Annotated in this window: 17 protein-coding genes; all 17 read left to right on the top strand. The window is 56.0% G+C overall.

Annotated features, from left to right (window positions below; all coding sequences use genetic code 11):
- Positions 1 to 95 precede the first annotated feature (95 nt).
- The 17 genes from V3330_RS14430 (at position 96) to V3330_RS14510 (ending at position 19,569) form a co-directional block, all read left to right on the top strand.
- Positions 96 to 425, top strand: a complete 330-nt coding sequence (locus V3330_RS14430; protein ID WP_354696146.1) for a hypothetical protein — start codon at positions 96 to 98, stop codon at positions 423 to 425.
- A 95-nt stretch (positions 426 to 520) separates the two neighbouring features.
- Positions 521 to 1,795 (top strand): TolC family protein, encoded by a 1,275-nt coding sequence (locus tag V3330_RS14435; protein ID WP_354696147.1) that lies wholly within the window; start codon positions 521 to 523, stop codon positions 1,793 to 1,795.
- Positions 1,792 to 3,600, top strand: coding sequence for an efflux RND transporter periplasmic adaptor subunit (locus V3330_RS14440; protein ID WP_354696148.1), 1,809 nt, complete (start codon positions 1,792 to 1,794; stop codon positions 3,598 to 3,600). Before V3330_RS14435 ends, V3330_RS14440 begins: the two co-directional genes overlap by 4 nt.
- Positions 3,593 to 6,757, top strand: coding sequence for an efflux RND transporter permease subunit (locus tag V3330_RS14445; protein WP_354696149.1), 3,165 nt, complete (start codon positions 3,593 to 3,595; stop codon positions 6,755 to 6,757). Before V3330_RS14440 ends, V3330_RS14445 begins: the two co-directional genes overlap by 8 nt.
- A 2-nt stretch (positions 6,758 to 6,759) precedes the next feature.
- Entirely contained in the window at positions 6,760 to 7,386 is a 627-nt protein-coding gene (gene petA / locus V3330_RS14450; protein WP_354696150.1) for a ubiquinol-cytochrome c reductase iron-sulfur subunit, read from the top strand.
- A gap of 174 nt (positions 7,387 to 7,560) precedes the next feature.
- Complete coding sequence (locus V3330_RS14455) at positions 7,561 to 7,827, top strand: DUF5676 family membrane protein (RefSeq protein WP_354696151.1); 267 nt, start codon at positions 7,561 to 7,563, stop codon at positions 7,825 to 7,827.
- Positions 7,828 to 7,842: 15 nt separating this feature from the next.
- Entirely contained in the window at positions 7,843 to 8,334 is a 492-nt protein-coding gene (locus V3330_RS14460) for a DUF411 domain-containing protein (RefSeq protein WP_354696152.1), read from the top strand.
- Positions 8,335 to 8,397: 63 nt separating this feature from the next.
- Positions 8,398 to 8,718, top strand: a complete 321-nt coding sequence (locus V3330_RS14465) for a P-II family nitrogen regulator (RefSeq protein ID WP_354696153.1) — start codon at positions 8,398 to 8,400, stop codon at positions 8,716 to 8,718.
- 31 nt (positions 8,719 to 8,749) lie between these two features.
- Complete coding sequence (locus V3330_RS14470; protein ID WP_354696154.1) at positions 8,750 to 10,282, top strand: thymidine phosphorylase family protein; 1,533 nt, start codon at positions 8,750 to 8,752, stop codon at positions 10,280 to 10,282.
- A 17-nt stretch (positions 10,283 to 10,299) separates the two neighbouring features.
- Positions 10,300 to 11,205, top strand: coding sequence for a ribose-phosphate pyrophosphokinase (locus V3330_RS14475; protein WP_354696155.1), 906 nt, complete (start codon positions 10,300 to 10,302; stop codon positions 11,203 to 11,205).
- Entirely contained in the window at positions 11,202 to 12,359 is a 1,158-nt protein-coding gene (locus tag V3330_RS14480; RefSeq protein ID WP_354696156.1) for a cation:proton antiporter, read from the top strand. The genes V3330_RS14475 and V3330_RS14480 overlap by 4 nt, the downstream gene beginning before the upstream one ends.
- Before the next feature lie 42 nt (positions 12,360 to 12,401).
- Positions 12,402 to 14,633, top strand: coding sequence for a copper-transporting P-type ATPase (locus V3330_RS14485; RefSeq protein WP_354696157.1), 2,232 nt, complete (start codon positions 12,402 to 12,404; stop codon positions 14,631 to 14,633).
- A gap of 126 nt (positions 14,634 to 14,759) precedes the next feature.
- Positions 14,760 to 15,701: a cation diffusion facilitator family transporter gene (locus V3330_RS14490; protein WP_354696158.1), complete on the top strand. Its 942-nt coding sequence runs from the start codon at positions 14,760 to 14,762 to the stop codon at positions 15,699 to 15,701.
- Complete coding sequence (locus V3330_RS14495) at positions 15,694 to 16,344, top strand: methyltransferase family protein (protein WP_354696159.1); 651 nt, start codon at positions 15,694 to 15,696, stop codon at positions 16,342 to 16,344. Before V3330_RS14490 ends, V3330_RS14495 begins: the two co-directional genes overlap by 8 nt.
- A gap of 9 nt (positions 16,345 to 16,353) precedes the next feature.
- Complete coding sequence (locus V3330_RS14500) at positions 16,354 to 17,709, top strand: MBL fold metallo-hydrolase RNA specificity domain-containing protein (protein WP_354696160.1); 1,356 nt, start codon at positions 16,354 to 16,356, stop codon at positions 17,707 to 17,709.
- Between the two features lie 98 nt (positions 17,710 to 17,807).
- Entirely contained in the window at positions 17,808 to 18,416 is a 609-nt protein-coding gene (locus tag V3330_RS14505; protein WP_354696161.1) for a hypothetical protein, read from the top strand.
- 7 nt (positions 18,417 to 18,423) lie between these two features.
- The gene (locus tag V3330_RS14510; RefSeq protein WP_354696162.1) at positions 18,424 to 19,569 is read left to right on the top strand and encodes an acetate/propionate family kinase; all 1,146 of its coding nucleotides are present in this window, start codon (positions 18,424 to 18,426) and stop codon (positions 19,567 to 19,569) included.
- Positions 19,570 to 19,575: the final 6 nt, after the last annotated feature.

Raw genomic sequence — 19,575 nt, forward strand, 5'->3', positions numbered from 1 at the left:
TGCAGGATTTTGAACTCCCCGAGTCAGAACGGGTCAGTGTATTCCTGATCCAGATCAATTGTTAAATGCGTAGATTGGATGTATTTTAAATAACGATGAAATACTGGCTTGCCTTATTCGTTTTGTTTTACGCCCTGCAACCCATGCAGTTGCAGGCGTGTGATATGGATAACGCGCAGGAAAGTGCTCATCACTCAACAATGCTCGATGAAGCAAAGCAAGATTGCTGTGACCCGGAAGAGGAATCAATGTCGCACGCCTGCATGGATGCGACAACATGTGGCACATGCACCTTCGGGCTTACGTTGTTACCTGCAAAATCTGGTTTCGCTGGATTGACGCATTGCAATCAGCTTGAGGCTCTGGGTGATTCCAACCTCGCTGCAGCCCACTCCCACCCTCCGTTTCGGCCACCTATCGCCTAGCTAACCTTCTCAGCCCCGCGAACGTCGGCGGCTGACTCTTCACTTATCCGTGAACACGCTGAATGGCGTGACCTGTATTTATTCAGGAGTTGGTTATGCATTGGATGCGAATGGATTTTCGCTGTACACAAATTAGTGGCCTGATTCTGGCCTCGATAGTCATGTTGATGTCTCCGCTGGTCGGGGCCGAAACTCTCTCACTTGCTGAAGCTGAGACGTTGGCGATCAGTAATGATCCGTCAGTTGAATCGGTGAAATCACGACAAGTGGCACTCAACGAGCTTGAAGTGGCTGCTGGCCAATTGCCAGATCCGCAATTGAAATTTGGCTTGATGTCCCTACCCACCGACACGTTTAACCTTGGCCAGGAGCCAATGACCCAGGTGCAGGTCGGCGTGGTGCAGCGGTTTCCCCGGGGGCAATCCAGGAAACTACGCGCCGCGCAGCTGAGGGAACGTTCGAAAGCGCTTGGTGACACGGCAGAGGACAGGTTGCTTGGAGTCAGTCTGGCAGTTCGGGAGAACTACCTCGAAGTTTTGAAACAGGTGCGCTTGGCGGTCATCAACAAGGAAGCCGAGGCAGCGTTCACCGACCTGGAAGACATTACCCAGGAGTATTACGCGACTGGCCGGGTGCAGCAGCAGGACGTTCTCCGCGCTGCAGTTGAGCTGGCCAAAGTGCAAGAGCGCTCGGTGCGAATATCCGAAGAAGAACAACGGGCACGAGGGCGATTGGCTGCCTGGATCGGCGATGACGCATGGCGGGACATCAATCCTGATTGGCCCTTATTAACCGAACCAAGCGCCATGCAATCCCTGAAAGACGGTTTGGTCGATCATCCCCGGATTCGCGCACTCCATCAGGAAGTGATAGCCGCTGAAAAAGGCATTGAGCTTGCCGAACAGAGCTACAAACCTGAATTCGCTGTTGATCTGACCTACGGTGGCCGCGGTGGCGAAAATCCCGATGGCAGTAGCCGGGCCGATCTGTTGAGCCTGATGGTGCGAATGGATGTGCCCTTGTTCACCGGTAACCGTCAGGATCGGATTGTCCAGGCGAGTATCGCAAGTTCTTCGGCAGCAGCTTTTAATCGTGATGACATCTACCGACTCATGTCCAGCGAGGCGGAAGTCCATCATGCGGCCTGGCAGCGCCAGAAAGAGCGACTGGAATTGTATGAATCGTCATTACTGCCGGATGCCGAATACAACTCACTGGCAACTTTTGATGCCTACCAGGCCGCTCTGGAAGACATGACAACGCTGATGCGGGCACGCATCACGGAATTTGATCTGCAGTTGGAGCACGCACGACTTAAAGCCGAATCCTTCAAATCCCAGGCACGACTGTTGTACCTGGAGGGGAAATGATCATGAAAAAAATAATCGGACTTACTTTGCTCGGTGGGTTGTTACTTCTCGCGGGCTTCTACCTGGGTACTGGCTTTAGCGACAGGCTGGGCGAAACCGTTGGTGAATCTCCGAGGCAGGAACGAGAGATTGAGTACTGGGTGGCTCCCATGGACCCTAATTACCGCCGAGATGAGCCTGGCAAATCACCGATGGGCATGGACCTGGTTCCGGTTTATGCGGATGAGGTAGCTGTAGGAGATGGTGTAACCATCAGTCCCGCACTGGAAAACAACCTGGGTGTGCAAACCGAGTTAGCCCAGGTACGCCCCCTGTGGCGGCGAATCGAGGCAACCGGTTATGTCGGGCTGGATGAAACCCAGATCAGCCACATCAACCTCCGGACCCAGGGCTGGATCGAACGATTGCTCGTGAATGCAGAAGGAGAGAGGGTAAGCAAGGGCGATTTGCTGTTTGAGCTGTACTCTCCTGAATTGGTCAATGCCCAGAAGGAATACTTACAGGCGCTAAGGCGCGGCGATGAGCGACTAATCCTGGGCGCCGACGAAAAACTGCGTGCGTTAGGAATGATCCGTTCTGAAATTGCTGTCTTGAAGGATTCTGGAAAAGCGTCGGAAAAAATCAAAATCGTTGCACCACGTGATGGAATCGTCACTGAATTGAGGGCTCGAGAGGGTATGTATGTTCAGCCCAACTCGACTGTTATGAGCCTGGCCGACCTGAGCAGCGTTTGGCTGCAGGCTGAAGTATTCGAATCGCAGGCCGAATGGGTGGCTGAAGGACAAGCAGCAGAGGCCACTCTCGATTATATGCCGGGCTCGGTATTCAGCGGCGAAGTTGAATATGTATACCCGGTTCTCGACGCGACAACGCGAACACTTCGGGTGCGACTTCGTTTCGAAAATCATGGCGAAAAGCTCAAACCGAATATGTATGCAAGGGTCTCGATTTTCGGCCGTTTACGCCCCCGTGCGTTGAGCATCCCCCGCCAGGCACTGATTCGCGGGTCCGAAAGGGACCGCGTGGTTGTTTCACTCGGTGAGGGCCGATTCGAGGTTCACGAAGTGCTCACGGGCATGGAAAGCGGCGAGTGGGTGGAAATCGTTGCAGGAATCAACGCAGGCGACCGGGTGGTGACATCGGCCCAGTTCCTGATCGATTCTGAGGCCAGCCTTGCTGGCAGCATCGTTCGACTTGGGCAAGTCAATGCTATACCCGAAGCCGACGGGCCAGTGACAGCTTTTGGCAACGGCTGGATCGAAGAAATCAAGGTGGCTGAGGGTCGAATGAGAGTCTCCCATGGACCCATCGATGCACTTGGTTGGCCCGCGATGAACATGGAGCTCGAAGTCGAGCCCCAGGTTGACCTGACAACGTTCAAGATTGGTCAGGATATTCAGTTTCAATTGGAACAGGTTTCCTCAGGTCGATTTGTAATCACCGCCGCTAGCCTTCGGGATGTGGATGAAACGATGACTTCTCCCGAGGTAATAGAAGCGCTTGAGGCTGGAGATAATGCAAATGGCCCTACTGGCTTAACGGAAACCACGGTCTCCGGGCAAGGCGAAATCGTCCGGGTCGATGCAGATCAGAGCCAGGTGAGATTGAAACATCAGCCCATTGAAGCCCTGAACTGGCCTGCAATGACCATGAATTTTGCCGTTTCGCCAGAAGTTGATATGTCGTCTCTGACAGCCGGGATGAATGTCCATTTCACTCTCCTTAAGCAAGAAGACTCCTGGGTGGTCAGTCAATTCCACGTCATGAGCAAATCTTCAGAAAAAGGAGACAACGACCATGATTGAGGGAATCATCCGTTGGTCCATTGGCAACCGTTTCCTGGTGATACTGCTCAGTGTGATCACAGCAGTCTGGGGTGTGTACGTATTGCGCAACACGCCGGTTGACGCGATACCTGACCTGTCCGATGTGCAGGTAATCATCAAGACTTCATATCCTGGCCAGGCACCCCAGGTGGTCGAGGATCAGGTCACCTACCCACTGACCACGGCGATGCTGTCCGTTCCAGGCGCGGAAACGGTGCGAGGTTACTCGTTTTTTGGAGATTCCTATGTCTATGTGATCTTCGAGGACGGCACAGACCTTTACTGGGCGCGCTCCAGAGTCCTGGAATACCTGAATCAGGTGACTGGTCAACTCCCCACCCAAGCTAAACCAGCGCTCGGGCCCGACGCGACTGGCGTGGGCTGGATCTACGAATATGCTTTGCAGGATCGAAGTGGTAACCACAATCTGGCTGATCTGCGTTCAATCCAGGACTGGTTTCTGAAGTATGAATTGCAGACCGTTCCCGGAGTAGCAGAGGTCGCCACGGTGGGCGGAATGGTGCGCCAGTACCAGGTGGTTGTGAATCCGGATGCGTTGCGTGCCTACGGACTGCCGCTGGCAAAAATTCGGCAGGCAATCCAGGCCGGCAATCGCGAAGTGGGTGGTTCCGTGATCGAAATGGGAGAGGCGGAGTACATGATCCGCGCCACTGGCTATCTGCAATCGATTGAGGACCTTGGCGAAATACCACTGGGCATGAACGCTACAGGTACTCCGGTCCGCCTGGCTGACGTCTCCGAGATTCGCCTTGGGCCACAGATGCGACGTGGCATTGCAGAACTCGATGGCGAAGGTGAGGTGGTTGGCGGGGTGATCGTCATGCGTTTTGGCGAAAATGCTCTGTCTACGATCGAAGGCGTCAAGGAAAGGCTTGAGGAACTAAAAAACAGCCTTCCCGAGGGCGTCGAAATTGTCGAGACTTATGACCGCTCGTCACTGATTGAGAGGGCGGTAAAGACGCTGCAGGAGAAACTCCTTGAGGAGTTCATCGTGGTTGTACTGGTGTGCCTGCTGTTTCTTTTCCACGTCCGCTCATCCCTGGTGGTTATTCTGTCTTTGCCGTTGGGCATCCTCATGGCTTTCATTGTCATGGACGCACAGGGCCTCAACGCGAACATCATGTCTCTCGGGGGCATAGCAATAGCCATCGGGGCGATGGTCGATGCGGCGATCGTCATGATCGAGACGGTCCACAAGAAAATGGAACGTGACGATTATGATAAGAAGTTCCATTGGCAGACGGTGACCGAGGCAGCGGTCGAGGTGGGACCGCCCCTGTTCTTCTCGCTATTAATCATCACGCTGAGTTTCCTGCCTGTATTCACCCTGCAGGCGCAGGAAGGAAGGCTGTTTTCACCATTGGCCTTCACCAAGACTTACGCGATGGCAGCAGCAGCAGGATTGTCGATCACCCTGGTTCCTGTCCTGATGGGCTATTTCATTCGTGGCCGGATTGTTCCCGAGCACCGAAATCCGGTCAATCGCGTGCTGATCTGGCTGTACCGGCCCTTGATTAACCAGGTGACACGGCACCCCTGGAGAATCATGATCGTCGCGGTTTTACTCGTGATCGTCGGCTTCTGGCCACTCAAGCATATCGGCTCCGAATTCATGCCGGACCTGAATGAAGGTGACCTGATGTATATGCCGACCACCTTCCCGGGCATATCAATCGGCAAGGCGCAACAATTACTGCAACAAACAGACAAACTGATCATGTCCGTACCGGAAGTGAAACGGGTATTCGGCAAGGTCGGCCGGGCGGAAACGGCCACCGACCCAGCGCCACTGAGCATGATCGAAACCGTGGTTCAGTTGAAACCGGAATCAGAGTGGCGGCCTGGTGTCACCATTGATGACATCAAGGCGGAACTAAACCAACGCCTGAAAATCCCGGGATTAACCAATGCCTGGGTTTACCCGATCAAAACGCGCATCGACATGCTGGCTACCGGTATCAAGACGCCACTCGGAATCAAGGTTGCAGGCCCCGATCTGAGTGTTATTCAGCAGGTCGGGGAGCAGATTGAAGTCCTGCTCAAAGATCTTCCGGGTACTGCGTCAGTTTTTTCTGAACGAGCCGCCGGTGGACGCTATGTGACGGTGGACATCCTGCGGGCGCAGGCTTCTCGTTACGGACTCAATATCGATGACGTGCAGGCCGTTGTCACTACCGCGATCGGGGGCATGAACGTCACTGAGACAGTTGAAGGCCTGGAGCGTTACCCCGTAAACCTCCGTTACCCGCGAGAGACCCGCGATTCACTGCAGAAATTGCAGGAACTGGCCATCGTCACACCTACCGGCCAGCAAATACCACTATCTGCCGTGGCAGAACTTCGGATTGAAGATGGTCCGCCGATGATCAAGAGTGAGAATGCGCGGCTGAATGGGTGGATTTTCGTCGACATTGACGGTGTTGATCTCGGATCTTACGTCAAGTCAGCGAAAGAAGTCGTGACCGAAGGACTACAGCTTCCTGCCGGTTATTCACTGCAGTGGTCGGGGCAATACGAATACATGGAGCGGGCCAAGGAGCGCCTGGTCATCGTTGTTCCGTTTACCCTCGTTGTCATCATGCTTCTGTTGTTCCTGAATTTCCGCAACCTCACCGAGGTGCTCATCATTCTGGGAACGTTGCCTACCGCGCTGGTTGGCGGTATCTGGCTGCTGTACTTGCTCAATTACAACATGTCTGTCGCTGTCGGGGTCGGGTTTATTGCGCTCGCTGGCGTTGCTGTTGAGATCGGCGTCGTCATGCTGGTCTATCTGAAGCAAGCATTGGCCAGGGTGCAACGCTCCGCGGAAGCTGAAGGCCGGTCGATGGCGCGACAGGATTTCAACAAAGCGGTCATTGAAGGCGCATTAATGCGCGTTCGGCCAATCATGATGACCGTGGCCGCCATCATCGCAGGTTTGCTCCCCATCATGCTTGGCAGCGGCACAGGTTCTGAGGTTATGCGACGGATCGCCGCGCCCATGGTCGGAGGCATGATCAGCGCAACCTTGCTCACGCTGGCCGTCATTCCCGCAGTGTTTTTGATCTGGCAAACAATGTCTTCGAACAAGCGTGACCGCAAGCGCACAAGTGGTGAGCTACCTGAGGAGGTATAGCGATGAGTGAAGCCTCAAACAACGGTCCGGGTCCAAAGAGCCCCAAACGGCGGAAGCTGCTGACGCTGACCGGATTAACGGGTCTGAGCGGTCTGGCCATCGCATCCTGGCCGTTCCTGCGCTCACTCCTTCCGAGCAGGAAGGCACAAGTGCTGGGCGCGCCGATCCAGCTTGACGTAAGCGAGCTTGAACCTGGTGAACAGATAACTGCGGAGTGGAGGGGTCAGCCGATCTGGGTGTTGAAGCGAGACGACGAGATGCTGCGGACTTTGGCGAGTGAGAACCTTCTCGACCGTCTACGCGATCCGGACTCGGAAGTCCGCACACAACAACCCGGTTACGCAAAAAATGAAATGCGCTCGCTCAAGCCGGAATATTTTATCTGCATTGCGATCTGTACACACTTGGGTTGCGTTCCCGTTTATCGGCCCGAACGTGGCGCGCCTGATATCGATAAGGATTGGCAGGGAGGCTATTTCTGCCCCTGTCACAAGTCGAAATTCGATCTGGCCGGGCGAGTGTTTAAAGGGGTTCCGGCCCCTGTCAACCTGGTGATACCGCCACACAGTTACGTTGATGAGGAAACCCTGGTGATCGGTATTGACCAGGAACAAACCCGAATGAGGTGATTTATGGAATGGCTGATTAGTAATGCTTTTTTGATTCTGGTGCTACTCGTTTGCGTTGGCATGCACATGTTTGGCCACGGTCACGGCCATGGCCACGGTGGGCATGGACAACACAAGCATGACGAGCATGCACACGAACAGCATGAAAACACAACGGATAGGAGGAAATAAACGATGTTGAACTGGAAAATTGTAAGTTGGTCGCTCGGTCTGACCCTGGCATTTTCGTTTGTCATATGTGTCATTTGGGGGCTTCTGATGCCCGACCCGGTGCACATGCACCAATTCCTGGAATTGGTTTTGCCAGCTTTTAAGTGGCTGACCTGGTGGGGATTCCTGCTTGGCCTGATCGAGAGTTTTTTGTGGGGTTTTTATCTCGGCATCGTATTCGTGCCGATTCACAACTGGCTGCACAGACGGTGGGCCGGTGCTGAAGCCTGAAAAGGGAGCATGATGATGAAAATTTTGAAGATTCTAGGCAGCACTTTTTTCCTCGCTATGGCAACGATGACATCCGCTGTGGCGGACGAGGCCAGCGAAGAAAACTCTGATACACGTACCAGCGAACTTTTTCTCGTGGTGTACCAGGACCCCAGTTGCGGTTGCTGTGGCAAATGGGTGAAACACATGCGAGACAATGGATTCACGGTTAAAAGCGTGCTCGAGTCGAACATGAATGCCCGCAAGCAGTCTCTCGGCATACCGCCGAAATTGAGGTCCTGCCACACCGCAGTCATCGATGATTACGTCATCGAGGGCCACGTGCCGGCGGCTGATGTGAAACGGCTACTTAACGAGCGGCCTGAGGGCGATGGACTGGCGGTTCCTGGCATGCCATTGGGTTCACCCGGAATGGAATATGGCGAGCGTCGGCAGGCCTATGACGTTTTGCTATTTGACGCTGCCGGCGACACTGCCGTGTTTAAGCATCATCCCGCCACACCCTAGGCAGGTTGCCGGGTGTCTGGCTGCACATGACTGGGACCGGCTAGATGTCGGTCAGGAGGATATATGGAGTTCTACAACTTAACAGCAATTGTTCGAAATACGCGTCTGGAAGCGGTTGAACAACGATTGCAGGAAGCCAATGTGCGCGGCATCACCGTAACCAAGGCGAAAGGCTATGGCGAGTACAAAAATTTCTTCGCCTCTGATTGGATGATTTCACACGCGCGCCTTGAAGTATTTACATCGAGGGCTGAAGAAGTCGCCGATCTGATTGTTGAGGCCGCGCACACGGCCAAACGTGGCGACGGCATAGTCGCCATTGCTCCCATCAGGAAAGTCATTCGCATTCGTGATCGCTGTGAATTGGGTGCCGGGGAATCCTAGTGCGATCAAACGGCCGCTAGAGGACAGAAATATGATCCAGATACCAAAAGAGTTCGGCGTCACAATTCACGAGCCATCCAGGCTGACCGCCCGGAGTATAGGCATTGATACCTATCAGGAGCCTGTTGCCTACATGCGGGAAGATTGTCCTGTCTGCCGGTCCGAAGGGTTTGAGGCGCAGTCCCGGGTGTTAGTGACCGGCAATAGAGTCTCAATCGTGGCAACCCTGAACGTTGTCCGTGGGGATTGGTTGGCACACGATGAGATCGGCCTTTCCGAAATTGCCTGGCAACTTCTTGGTAGCAATAAGCCATGCCCTGTCACGCTATCCCATCCCGACCCGGTGGAGTCCTTTCGTCATGTCCGGGCAAAGCTGTTTGGTCATACATTGAGTTCCCTGGAGCTCCGCACAATCATTGACGACGTCGCGGGCCGCCGCTACAGCGACGTGCAATCGAGTGCCTTTCTTGCCGCTTGCGTGGGTGGTCGCATGACAAGCACAGAGATTGTTGAACTGACCCGCGCGATGGTGGAAAGCGGAGAACGCCTCGAATGGCCTCAGGCGGAGGTGTTTGACAAGCATTGTGTGGGCGGATTGCCGGGTAACCGGACCACACCCATCGTGGTGAGTATCGTGACCGCTTGTGGTGTGATCATGCCCAAAACATCATCGCGCGCCATCACCTCTCCGGCGGGCACCGCCGATACCATGGAAACGCTCACGACAGTGGATTTGTCACTCGATGCCATGCGCACCGTGGTTGAAAGGGAAGGCGGCTGCCTCGTATGGGGTGGTGGGGTTGATCTGAGCCCAGCGGACGACATGCTCATTCGGATCGAGCGCGCGCTCGACATCGACAGTGAAGCGCAATTGGTGGCCTCGGTGCTGTCGAAGAAGATTGCTGCCGGCTCTACCCACACCATCATCGATATCCCGGTTGGTGAAACCGCAAAAGTGCGGGATCGCGGAACTGCGGACAGGCTCGCGGAAGTATTGAGGCATACCGGCGATGCACTGGGTCTCAATGTCCAGGTGGTTGTCACCGATGGTAGTCAGCCAGTAGGACGAGGGATCGGTCCTGCGCTTGAGGCCCGCGACGTACTGCAGGTGCTTCAGAATCACCCAGACGCCCCGCAAGATTTACGCGATCGCGCAATCCTGCTGGCCGGGCTGGTTTTCGAACAAAGCGGGGTGGCCGGAACGGGCGAAGGTTCGGTGCGGGCACTCGAGGTGCTGGAAGACGGCCACGCATGGAAAAAATTCCAGGCCATTTGCGAAGCCCAGGGCGGCCTTCGTACGCCTCCTCAATCCAGCCACCAACAAATCCTGGCCGCAGAGTGTTCCGGTCGCATCAGTACCATCGATAACCGACGCCTGGCCAAGGTGGCAAAGCTGGCTGGTGCGCCAAATGCTCCCGCTGCCGGGGTGGACCTGCACGTACACCTTGGAGATTGCGTCGAGGTTGGCGCACCGATCATGACGGTGCATGCCGAGTCTCCGGGCGAGCTTGCTTACGCGCTCGGTTATCTCAGCCGGCACCCTGACCTCGTGGCGATCGATTAGATGGAGGGCTCAAAGTAATGAAACCCATAGTGTTTTCCCTGCCGGGTCACGAGACTCTTGGCGCGGCTCTTTCGAAGGCATTGAATGCGCCACTAGGCGGCATAGCGATGCGCTCATTTCCGGACGGTGAGACCTACGTGCGTGGAGAAACGCGATGCAATGGAAACGACGTCGTCCTGGCTGTAAATCTTTTTCATCCCAATCCCCAATTGCTGCCTCTCATTTACGCCACACGTGCTGTTCGCATTCTGGACGCAGGCCGCGTCATCCTGGTCACTCCCTATCTGCCTTACATGCGCCAGGACGCGAGATTCCAGCCGGGTGAAGTGATTACTTCGCGTATTTTCGCAAGCCTCTTGAGTGAAACCCTGGACGGACTGGTCACCGTGGACCCGCATCTGCATCGCTACACGAGCCTTGAGGAGATCTATTCCATACCTACCCGTGTGGAGCACGCCGCACCTAGCGTGGCGTCCTGGATTAGCAAAAATGTCGATCGCCCGGTCATCGTCGGTCCCGACCTTGAAAGTGAGCAGTGGGTGAGCGAGGTAGCCCAAATGGCAGACGCGCCGTTCATTGTGTTATCCAAGAAGAGGCGCGGTGATCGCGATGTGGAAATCGCAGTCCCGCCATTGGAACCGTGGCGCGAGCATACCCCCGTACTTGTCGATGACATCATTTCAACGGCACGCACCATGATCGAAACCATTGGTCACCTGCGGCAGGCCGGTTATGCGAAACCGGTATGTGTTGGTGTCCACGCGGTGTTTGCCGGTGACGCTTACGAAAGCCTCAAGGACGCTGGGGCCTCGGACATCGTTACTTGCAACACAATTACGCATCCCAGCAACGGGATCGATCTCACCCACGCCTTGGCACACGGCGTGAATCGGCTTTTAGAAAACGAGAGTTCGCACGAATGACGCAGTGGCTGGACATCATCTTGGTATTTCTGCTCGGCGGCCTGATTAGCTGGCTCAGCATGCGCTACAGATTTCCCAATGCCGTGGCTCAGGTTGTATTGGGTGTAATCCTGGGAACCGCCGTACTGGGGTGGGTGCCTCACAGCGTGCTATTGCATGATCTTGGAGAAATAGGTGTTGTGTTGCTCCTGGGAGTCGTCGCGATGGGGCTTGGGCTCCCACGATTGAAAGCGGGGGGCTGGGCCGGCGCACAGGTTGCCTTGCTTGGTATTGCATTCAGCATCGGTGGAGGATATGCCATCGGCCAGGCATTCGATTTCCCCATCGAAGAAACCATTTATCTGAGCCTCGCACTGGGTGCAACCAGCATCGGTATCACGGTGCAGGTATTGGAGCAATTCAGCCTGATTACACACCGGATTGCAGAAATCGTCATCGCAGCAGCAGTACTCGATGATCTGATCGTGCTCTATTTCCTGGGCCTGGCCCATGGATTATTGGGTGGTGGCTACGGACCCGCTGAGTCAATGAAATTTTTTCTGGGTGCCTTTTTGGCAATTGGAGGGCTTTACTGGGTCGGCCGAACAGCGACCGTATGGGCATTCCGTTTCAGGCTGATTTCCCACCCATTCGCTCAAGGTTTGTGGGCCGTCGCAATGATTGCCCTGGGTGCGGTTGTTACCCGCAGCCTTGGCATGTCTCTGGTGGTCGGTGCCTTCTTCGCGGGTCTTAGCATTGCAGGAGGGCTGCCCGAAAGCCAGGCCAAAAAAGGAGCACTGGCACTCCGTCCCCTGGTGCTGGGGTTTATGCCATTTTTCTTCGTCATGATCGGCGTGCAGTTTGATTGGACTGCATTGAGCGCAGCCAATGCGCTCTGGTTGCTGCTGAGTGTCATCGCGGTTGGAATTCTTGCCAAAACCCTTGGGGGAATTATTGGGGCAGCGAGTGTTGCCAATTGGCGGGACCGTTGGTTAGTCGGATTCGGAATGGTGGCCAGGGGCGAAGTCGCGTTAGTTATTGCGACTTTGGGATTGAAGCAGGGTCATCTGACGCAACCCGTTTACGCGGCCATCCTCGTCATGGCCGTTACCGCTGCGGTCATAGGCCCCTTACTCATGACCCCACTCGCGAAACGCGCGACGCCGGGTAATTAGAAAAAACAAATTCAAATTGATTTCCCAATAGGAGGAAACAACGTGGAACACGAAAACCACCATCATCACGATCACTGCCAATCGGATACTGCAGCTGCGGCTGATACGTCAGCGCAATATGACACGGTTCCCAACGGCTATTCAGGCACGGTCTACACCTGCCCCATGCATCCGCAGGTGCGGTCAACCGAGGCCGGCTCCTGCCCGATTTGTGGCATGGGCCTCGAGTCCGAGCGCCCCACGGCTGTGGATGAAGGGCCCAACCCGGAACTTGTGGATTTCACACGCCGAATGTGGGTTGGTGTGATCTTATCGATTCCGCTGCTAATTCTCACAATGTCACCGTACGTGGGCATCACCGCGATCCGAGAGTTTTTCGGCGAAACCACGTCGGTCTGGATCGAGGTGGCGCTCAGTACGCCAGTGATCTTGTGGGCGGGCTGGCCATTTTTCGTGCGTGGCTACAATTCGTTCCGCACCATGAATCTCAACATGTTCAGCCTTATCGGCATGGGCGTGGCTGCAGCCTACATCTTTTCGATGGTCGCGGTGATCGCGCCGGGTATCTTTCCCGACGGATTCCGTAACCCGGAAACGGGGGCTGTCGGCGTCTATTTCGAGGCAGCGGCGGTCATTGTCACGCTGGTCCTGTTGGGGCAGGTGATGGAGCTCAGAGCCCGCGAAGGCACCGGCAAGGCCATCCGGGCGCTGCTCGATCTCGCCGCAAAGTCGGCGCGCGTGATTCGCGAGGATGGGACCGAAGAAGAAGTGCCACTGGAACAGGTGCAGGTCGGCGACAGGCTGAGAATCAGGCCTGGCGACAAGGTACCCGTCGACGGGAAGGTATTCGAGGGTAGCTCATCGGTCGACGAAAGCATGATCAGCGGCGAGCCGATACCGGTAGAAAAGGTCGCAGGCGACAAACTGACTGGTGCCACGATCAATGGTACCGGCAGCCTGGTCATGGAAGCGACCCGAGTGGGTTCAGACACCATGCTCGCGCAGATCGTTGAGATGGTGGCCGCGGCTCAGCGGAGCCGTGCACCAATTCAGAAATGGGCTGATATGGTTGCCGGCAAGTTCGTACCTGCAGTGATAGGCGTTGCGGTGCTGGCTTTCGTTGCCTGGGCGATTTGGGGGCCAGCCCCGGCCTATGCCTATGCGCTGGTCTCCGCTGTAGCGGTACTGATCATCGCCTGCCCCTGTGCACTGGGACTCGCCACGCCGATGTCAATCATGACTGCCACGGGCCGCGGCGCGCAGGCGGGCGTTTTGATTAAGAACGCGGAGGCGCTGGAGCGGTTCGAAAAGGTGGACACGCTGATCGTCGACAAGACTGGCACGCTGACCGAGGGCAAGCCCAAGCTGGTAGCGGTTCTGCCCGAACAAGGTTTTGAGGAGAGCGAGGTGCTGGCATTAGCCGCCACGCTCGAAAAAGGCTCCGAACATCCGCTGGCCGAGGCCATTGTCGCGGGTGCCGAAGAGCGCGGCGTCGAACTTGGCAAGGCAGGGGATTTCGAGGCTGTTGTCGGTAAAGGCGTGAAGGGCGTGGTCGATGGAAAACAGGTGGCGCTTGGCAATCTGGCGATGATGAAAACCCTCGGACTCGAGGGCGGGCCATTGGATGATACAGCCGACGCCCGTCGCGACCAGGGTGAAACGGTGATGTTTGTTGTGCTCGACGGCAAAATCGCCGGCCTCGTCAGTGTCGCCGATCCGGTAAAACAGACCACGCCGGATGCGCTGAAGGCGCTGCATAATCTCGGTTTTCGCATCATCATGGCCACAGGCGATAACGAACGCACTGCCAAAGCGGTGGCCAACCGGCTCGGCATTGACGAAATCCGAGCTGGAGTGTTGCCTGAGGACAAGGCCACGATTATCAAGGAGCTACAGGATGCCGGCCGCAAAGTCGCCATGGCTGGGGACGGCGTCAACGACGCACCTGCTCTTGCCCAGGCCGATGTTGGCATCGCGATGGGAACAGGCGCCGATGTGGCGATCGAAAGTGCCGGGTTCACCCTGGTGAAGGGCAACCTCGACGGAATTGTTCGCGCCCGCCGTTTGGCGCGCGTCACGATGCGTAACATCCGCCAGAACCTCTTTTTTGCGTTGATCTACAACGCTACAGGCGTGCCCATCGCAGCTGGCATTCTCTATCCGTTATTCGGGATCCTGATCGGTCCGATCTTCGCCGCCTTCGCGATGAGCGCATCATCGCTATCGGTGGTAGTGAACTCGCTGCGGTTACGGCGTGTGCCCCTGGAGCGTTAGAGGAGTAATAGAGATGAACAAACTACGTCTCCCATGGCATCGTGACCAGTTGCTCTGCGGCCCTTGGCCGTCTCGTGCCCGGAACGCACTGGTTAATACTGCACCAGGATTCACGCGGGTGAACCCATGAATCAAACTCGTCAATCTCACGGTAGTCACATGCCCTCCGACGATCGCGCGATGGTGATTTCCGGCTGGTTGACCGGGATATATTTCCTCATTGAGCTGGCCATCGGCCTTTGGACCGGATCAATTGCGGTAATCTCGGATGCGTTGCATACCTTTTCGGCGGTGGGCGGCGTGCTGGTCGCGCTTGCCGCTGCCCGACTCGCCAGGCGCCCTGCCGACGAGGACCGCAGCTTCGGATGGTATCGGGCGGAAATTGTGGGTGCTCTGGTCAATGGTGGTTTCTTGCTGGCCATGGCGTTGGTGGTGTTGGTCATGGGTGCCATGCGGCTGAATCAACCCCTCGACCTGCCCACTACGCCAATGTTGTGGGCTGCGGCCGGCGGGCTTCTCACCGAGTTCATTTCCCTGGGTCTGATCTGGAAGAAAAGCAAGAGCGACCTGAACGTCAGGGGCGCGTTGTGGCACATCCTGCAGACCTTCGTCGGCAGCATTCTGATCATAGTCACAGCGATTGTCATCCGCTATACCGGCTTTTTGATGATCGATCCGCTCCTTGGCATGGCATTCGGCCTGGTCCTGCTATGGGCGAGTTGGGGCATCCTGCGTGATGCAACCCATCTCTTGATGGAAGGCACTCCTGAAGATGTCGCCCTTTCAGACATTACGGAGGTTCTTTGTGACCTCAATGGTGTAAGCGACGTTCATCACGTCCATGCCTGGGCACTCACCAGCGGACGTTACCTGTTCTCCGGGCATTTACGCCTTGAGAATGATGCGGACTCCCAGGAGATGCTCCGGCAGGCCCACACGTTGCTTCGTAAACGCTTCGGGTTCTTTTTCGTCACCTTGCAGGTGGAGAAACACTGTCTCGATGAGTCTGAAGCGCAGCCCATTGACATTACGCGCCGCAAGACGGCGGGAGGCGAAAGTCATGAATGAAAATATCCTGCATTCCGGTGCATGGGGCCTGGCAGCCATCATGATCGTGGTGGCATCCTGGTTCTTCTACCGCTATTTCTCACCAAAGTCCTGGCGGGAATGGGCCGGGGCCGGCGTGGTTCAGGCCTTCATCATCGCACTCTACGCGGAGATGTACGGGTTTCCCCTGACGATTTACCTGTTGGCGCGATTTTCGGGGCTCGACCGGACGAATCTCAGTGCCAATCTCTGGTCATCGCTCATCGGGCTGGGTGAAACCGGGATGATGATCTCCATGATACTGGGCTATGTTTTGTTGTTCGCCGGCATCGGAATCTTTATTCAGGGCTGGCGGGAACTGTATCGCGCACACGAGGCGGGGCGGCTGGCGACCGACGGGCTCTACGGCCTGGCGCGACATCCCCAATACACAGGCCTGTTCCTCGCGCTGTTCGGTGAGGGGGTCGTGCACTGGCCAACCGTGTTTTCGGTCGGTCTCTTTCCGGTCATTGTCCTAGTTTATGTTCTTTTGTCCCGAAAAGAAGAGCAATCAATGGTGCGACAATTCGGTGAGGCGTATCTCGATTACCGCGAGCGCGTACCGATGTTCATTCCGCGAAAGAGAAACTGGAAAGCGTTTGTCAGTCCGGGTTCCTCAGGCTGAGGTGGCACCATGAGAATTATTTTTCTGGGCGGCACGGAAACGGTAACCGGCTCCAAATTCCTGGTGGAATGCGGCTCAACTCGTGTGCTGGTGGATTGCGGGCTGTTCCAGGGGTTCAAATGGCTGCGCAGACGCAATTGGGAAGACCCGCCACTGGACATCGCCAATGTCGATGCGGTGGTTCTCAGTCACGCCCATCTCGACCATTCGGGGTACATTCCAGTGCTGTATCGCCGTGGATTCCGGGGTCCGGTCTTCACCCATGCGGCAACCAGAGAGCTTTGCGGCATTTTGCTCCCGGACAGTGGCCATATCCAGGAAGAGGACGCCAGATACCATGCTCGACATAAACTGAGTAAGCACGAAAGTCCTCTCCCGCTCTATGACAGGGAAACCGCTGAGAAGAGCATGTCGCTATTTCAGTCTGTCGAGTTTGGAGAAGATTTCCAGGTGGGAGATTTGACCATCCGTTTGCAGAGTGCCGGGCACATTCTCGGCGCCGGCAGCGTCATCGTCGAGGGTGAGGGAAAGCGTGTCGGTTTCTCGGGTGATGTGGGCCGGCCGGCAGATATTTTGATGCGATCTCCCGACCCGCTTCCCGGCCTTGATCTGCTGGTCCTGGAATCAACCTACGGGAATCGTACACACCCCGACAGCCATCCCGTTGATCAGATCGAGCATATTGTCAAGGAAACGGCCAGCAACGGTGGAGCGCTGCTGATACCAAGCTTTGCCGTAGGGCGTGCGCAATCCCTGCAACACGTGCTGACCACGCTCAAGCAAACCAACCGCATTCCTGATGTTCCGGTTTATCTCGATAGCCCCATGGCGATCAGCGTGGCCGACATCTATTGCCGCTACGCGGAGCATCATCGCCTGAGCGAACCGCAGTGTCGGGCGATGTGCGATACGACCCATTACACGCGCAGCGTCGAAGATTCGAAAGCGTTGGCAGGCCTCCGATTTCCTCATGTCATCATCGCTGGCAGTGGCATGGCCACCGGCGGGAGAATCCTGCATCACTTCAAACGTCTCTTGAGGGATCACCGCACCACGGTGCTTTTCGCTGGTTATCAGGCGGGCGGCACCAGAGGCGCAAAAATGCTCGCCGGCACTGAGAGCGTCAAAATTCACGGTGAGTGGATACCCGTAAAGGCAAGAGTCGAAGTAATCAGCGGACTTTCCGGTCATGCCGATTACGTTGAAATGCACCGCTGGCTGTCTCAATCGAATTTACGTGACAACAGCAAAATCACACTGGTACATGGTGAACCGGATGCTCTGGAAGCCATGCGAGATCACTTGGCACGTGAAACGCGCTTCGCCGTTGGCGTGGCAAATTACCGTGGCATTGCGCGTGTTTAGTTTGAGGACAACCACCCCCATGCGAACAGTACAAAACTGATGGCTGCGCATGTCTACCATGAGTATTGGAGCAAACCAGGCCAATTGGAGTTAAGAAGATGGATCACGCTGTTGCGATCGTAGAAGCATACCTGCAGATAAACGGTTACTTCACAGTGGCCGAATATCCGGTTATCGAGGCTTTGGGCCCAAAACAATACTCCACTGCCACCGATCTCGATGTGCTGGCGGTACGCTTTGCCGGAGCGGGTCGGATTGTACCGGGAGGTGGAAGCAGTTTTGCTTTTCAGCCCGATCCCAAACTGGGCATAGATGGCGGACAGCCCGATATGCTGATTGCTGAGGTCAAGGAAGGTCGTGCCGAAATCAATCCGACCGCCTTCAACCCTGATGTCTTGAAGGTAGTCCTGGCCCGTTTCGGTTGCTGTTCAGCGGGGCACGCCTCGAAGACTGCAGCGGCCCTGATTCGGAAAGGATCAGTCGTGACTCATACAGGACATCGCGTCAGGTTGCTTGCTTTCGGCTCAACACTGAACCGAACTGGCCGGCAGCGATATGCCTCAATCACGCTTGGCCACGTTATCGAATTTATTGAAGGCTATCTGCACGATCACTGGGCGGTCCTGCGGCACGCTCATTTCAAGCACCCTGCCCTGGGTCAGTTCATGGTTCGGAAAAAAGCGCTCACTGAAGGCAGAAAAGGATAGCGATACCGTGTCCAGTTCAAATTCATTGCGTGGCGCAGATTCAGTGTTAACCGTTAACGCCGGCAGCTCTTCCTTGCGGTTAGTTTTCTGGTCCTTGGCCAAGCAGGCAGAACCGTTGGCTGCCGTTAACCTGTCCCCAGCGCCCGATGCCAGATCCAAAGTATTTAGCAAATTCCTGGATAGCGAAGACCTGGCAAGGCCCAGGCTGGTCATCCACCGGATTGTACACGGCGGGACAACTCTGACTTCACCCACCCTTCTAGATGAATCGGTGTTGGCAGAAATCAAGCGGCTGAGTTCGATTGCGCCATTACACAACAAGGCGGCATTGAAGTGGGTTCAAGCAGCCAGACAAGCCTTTGGTTCAGACCTTTTACAAGGCGCATGTTTCGATACCTCCTTTTATGCCAACTTGCCGGAAGCGGCGGCTCGATACGCATTACCTACTGCACTGGCACGCCGTCACGGGCTCCGAAGATACGGGTTTCACGGCCTTGCGCACCAGTCCATGCTCGAACAATGGCAATTTCATTGCGAGCCGTGCGCCGAACGAAAGGTCATTTCCCTGCAGCTCGGATCGGGCTGCTCGGTCACGGCTTCGAGTCGTGGCCAGCCCCTGGAAACATCGATGGGTTTCTCACCACTCGAGGGCCTGATCATGGCGACGCGATGCGGGAACGTAGATCCGGCCGCCGTCCTGCACCTGCTTGATCAGACTGGAATGACGACAACGCAGCTGGGCGAAATTCTGAACCGGGAATCTGGCCTGCTGGGCGTTTCTGGCGAGACTTCAGATATGCGAGTCCTGCTGGCGACAGATAGTGCTGCATCACGCCTTGCCGTGGACATGTTCTGTCACCGGATTCGCCATTACATCGGTGCTTACCTGGCGGTATTGGGTGGCGCACAGGCGATCGTGATCGGTGGTGGTATTGGCGAGAACTCCCCAATTATCCGGCAGCGCATACTGGAGGGGTTCGAGTGGGCCGGAATCCGTATCGATCAGCGACTCAATGATTCAGTTGTCCCTGTAGCGCCGACACCCGTCCACACAGGCGACAGTCGTGTGCAGATTTGGGTGATACCGCCGAACGAGGCCGCGGTCATGGCCGACCAGGCAGAATCGTTGCTACAGGCAGGAAGAAACATTTGAAAACTA

Source organism: Elongatibacter sediminis, from assembly GCF_037892215.1.
Taxonomy (GTDB): Bacteria; Pseudomonadota; Gammaproteobacteria; order Xanthomonadales; family SZUA-36; genus Elongatibacter; species Elongatibacter sediminis.

Bases quoted from the DNA above. Each gene is read 5' to 3' on its own strand.
- V3330_RS14430 (WP_354696146.1), top strand. From the start codon at position 96: ATGAAATACTGGCTTGCCTTATTCGTTTTGTTTTACGCCCTGCAACCC.
- V3330_RS14475 (WP_354696155.1), top strand. From the start codon at position 10,300: ATGAAACCCATAGTGTTTTCCCTGCCGGGTCACGAGACTCTTGGCGCG.
- V3330_RS14440 (WP_354696148.1), top strand. From the start codon at position 1,792: ATGATCATGAAAAAAATAATCGGACTTACTTTGCTCGGTGGGTTGTTA.
- V3330_RS14480 (WP_354696156.1), top strand. From the start codon at position 11,202: ATGACGCAGTGGCTGGACATCATCTTGGTATTTCTGCTCGGCGGCCTG.
- petA (WP_354696150.1), top strand. From the start codon at position 6,760: ATGAGTGAAGCCTCAAACAACGGTCCGGGTCCAAAGAGCCCCAAACGG.
- V3330_RS14455 (WP_354696151.1), top strand. From the start codon at position 7,561: ATGTTGAACTGGAAAATTGTAAGTTGGTCGCTCGGTCTGACCCTGGCA.
- V3330_RS14470 (WP_354696154.1), top strand. From the start codon at position 8,750: ATGATCCAGATACCAAAAGAGTTCGGCGTCACAATTCACGAGCCATCC.
- V3330_RS14495 (WP_354696159.1), top strand. From the start codon at position 15,694: ATGAATGAAAATATCCTGCATTCCGGTGCATGGGGCCTGGCAGCCATC.
- V3330_RS14445 (WP_354696149.1), top strand. From the start codon at position 3,593: ATGATTGAGGGAATCATCCGTTGGTCCATTGGCAACCGTTTCCTGGTG.
- V3330_RS14465 (WP_354696153.1), top strand. From the start codon at position 8,398: ATGGAGTTCTACAACTTAACAGCAATTGTTCGAAATACGCGTCTGGAA.
- V3330_RS14435 (WP_354696147.1), top strand. From the start codon at position 521: ATGCATTGGATGCGAATGGATTTTCGCTGTACACAAATTAGTGGCCTG.
- V3330_RS14460 (WP_354696152.1), top strand. From the start codon at position 7,843: ATGAAAATTTTGAAGATTCTAGGCAGCACTTTTTTCCTCGCTATGGCA.
- V3330_RS14505 (WP_354696161.1), top strand. From the start codon at position 17,808: ATGGATCACGCTGTTGCGATCGTAGAAGCATACCTGCAGATAAACGGT.
- V3330_RS14490 (WP_354696158.1), top strand. From the start codon at position 14,760: ATGAATCAAACTCGTCAATCTCACGGTAGTCACATGCCCTCCGACGAT.
- V3330_RS14500 (WP_354696160.1), top strand. From the start codon at position 16,354: ATGAGAATTATTTTTCTGGGCGGCACGGAAACGGTAACCGGCTCCAAA.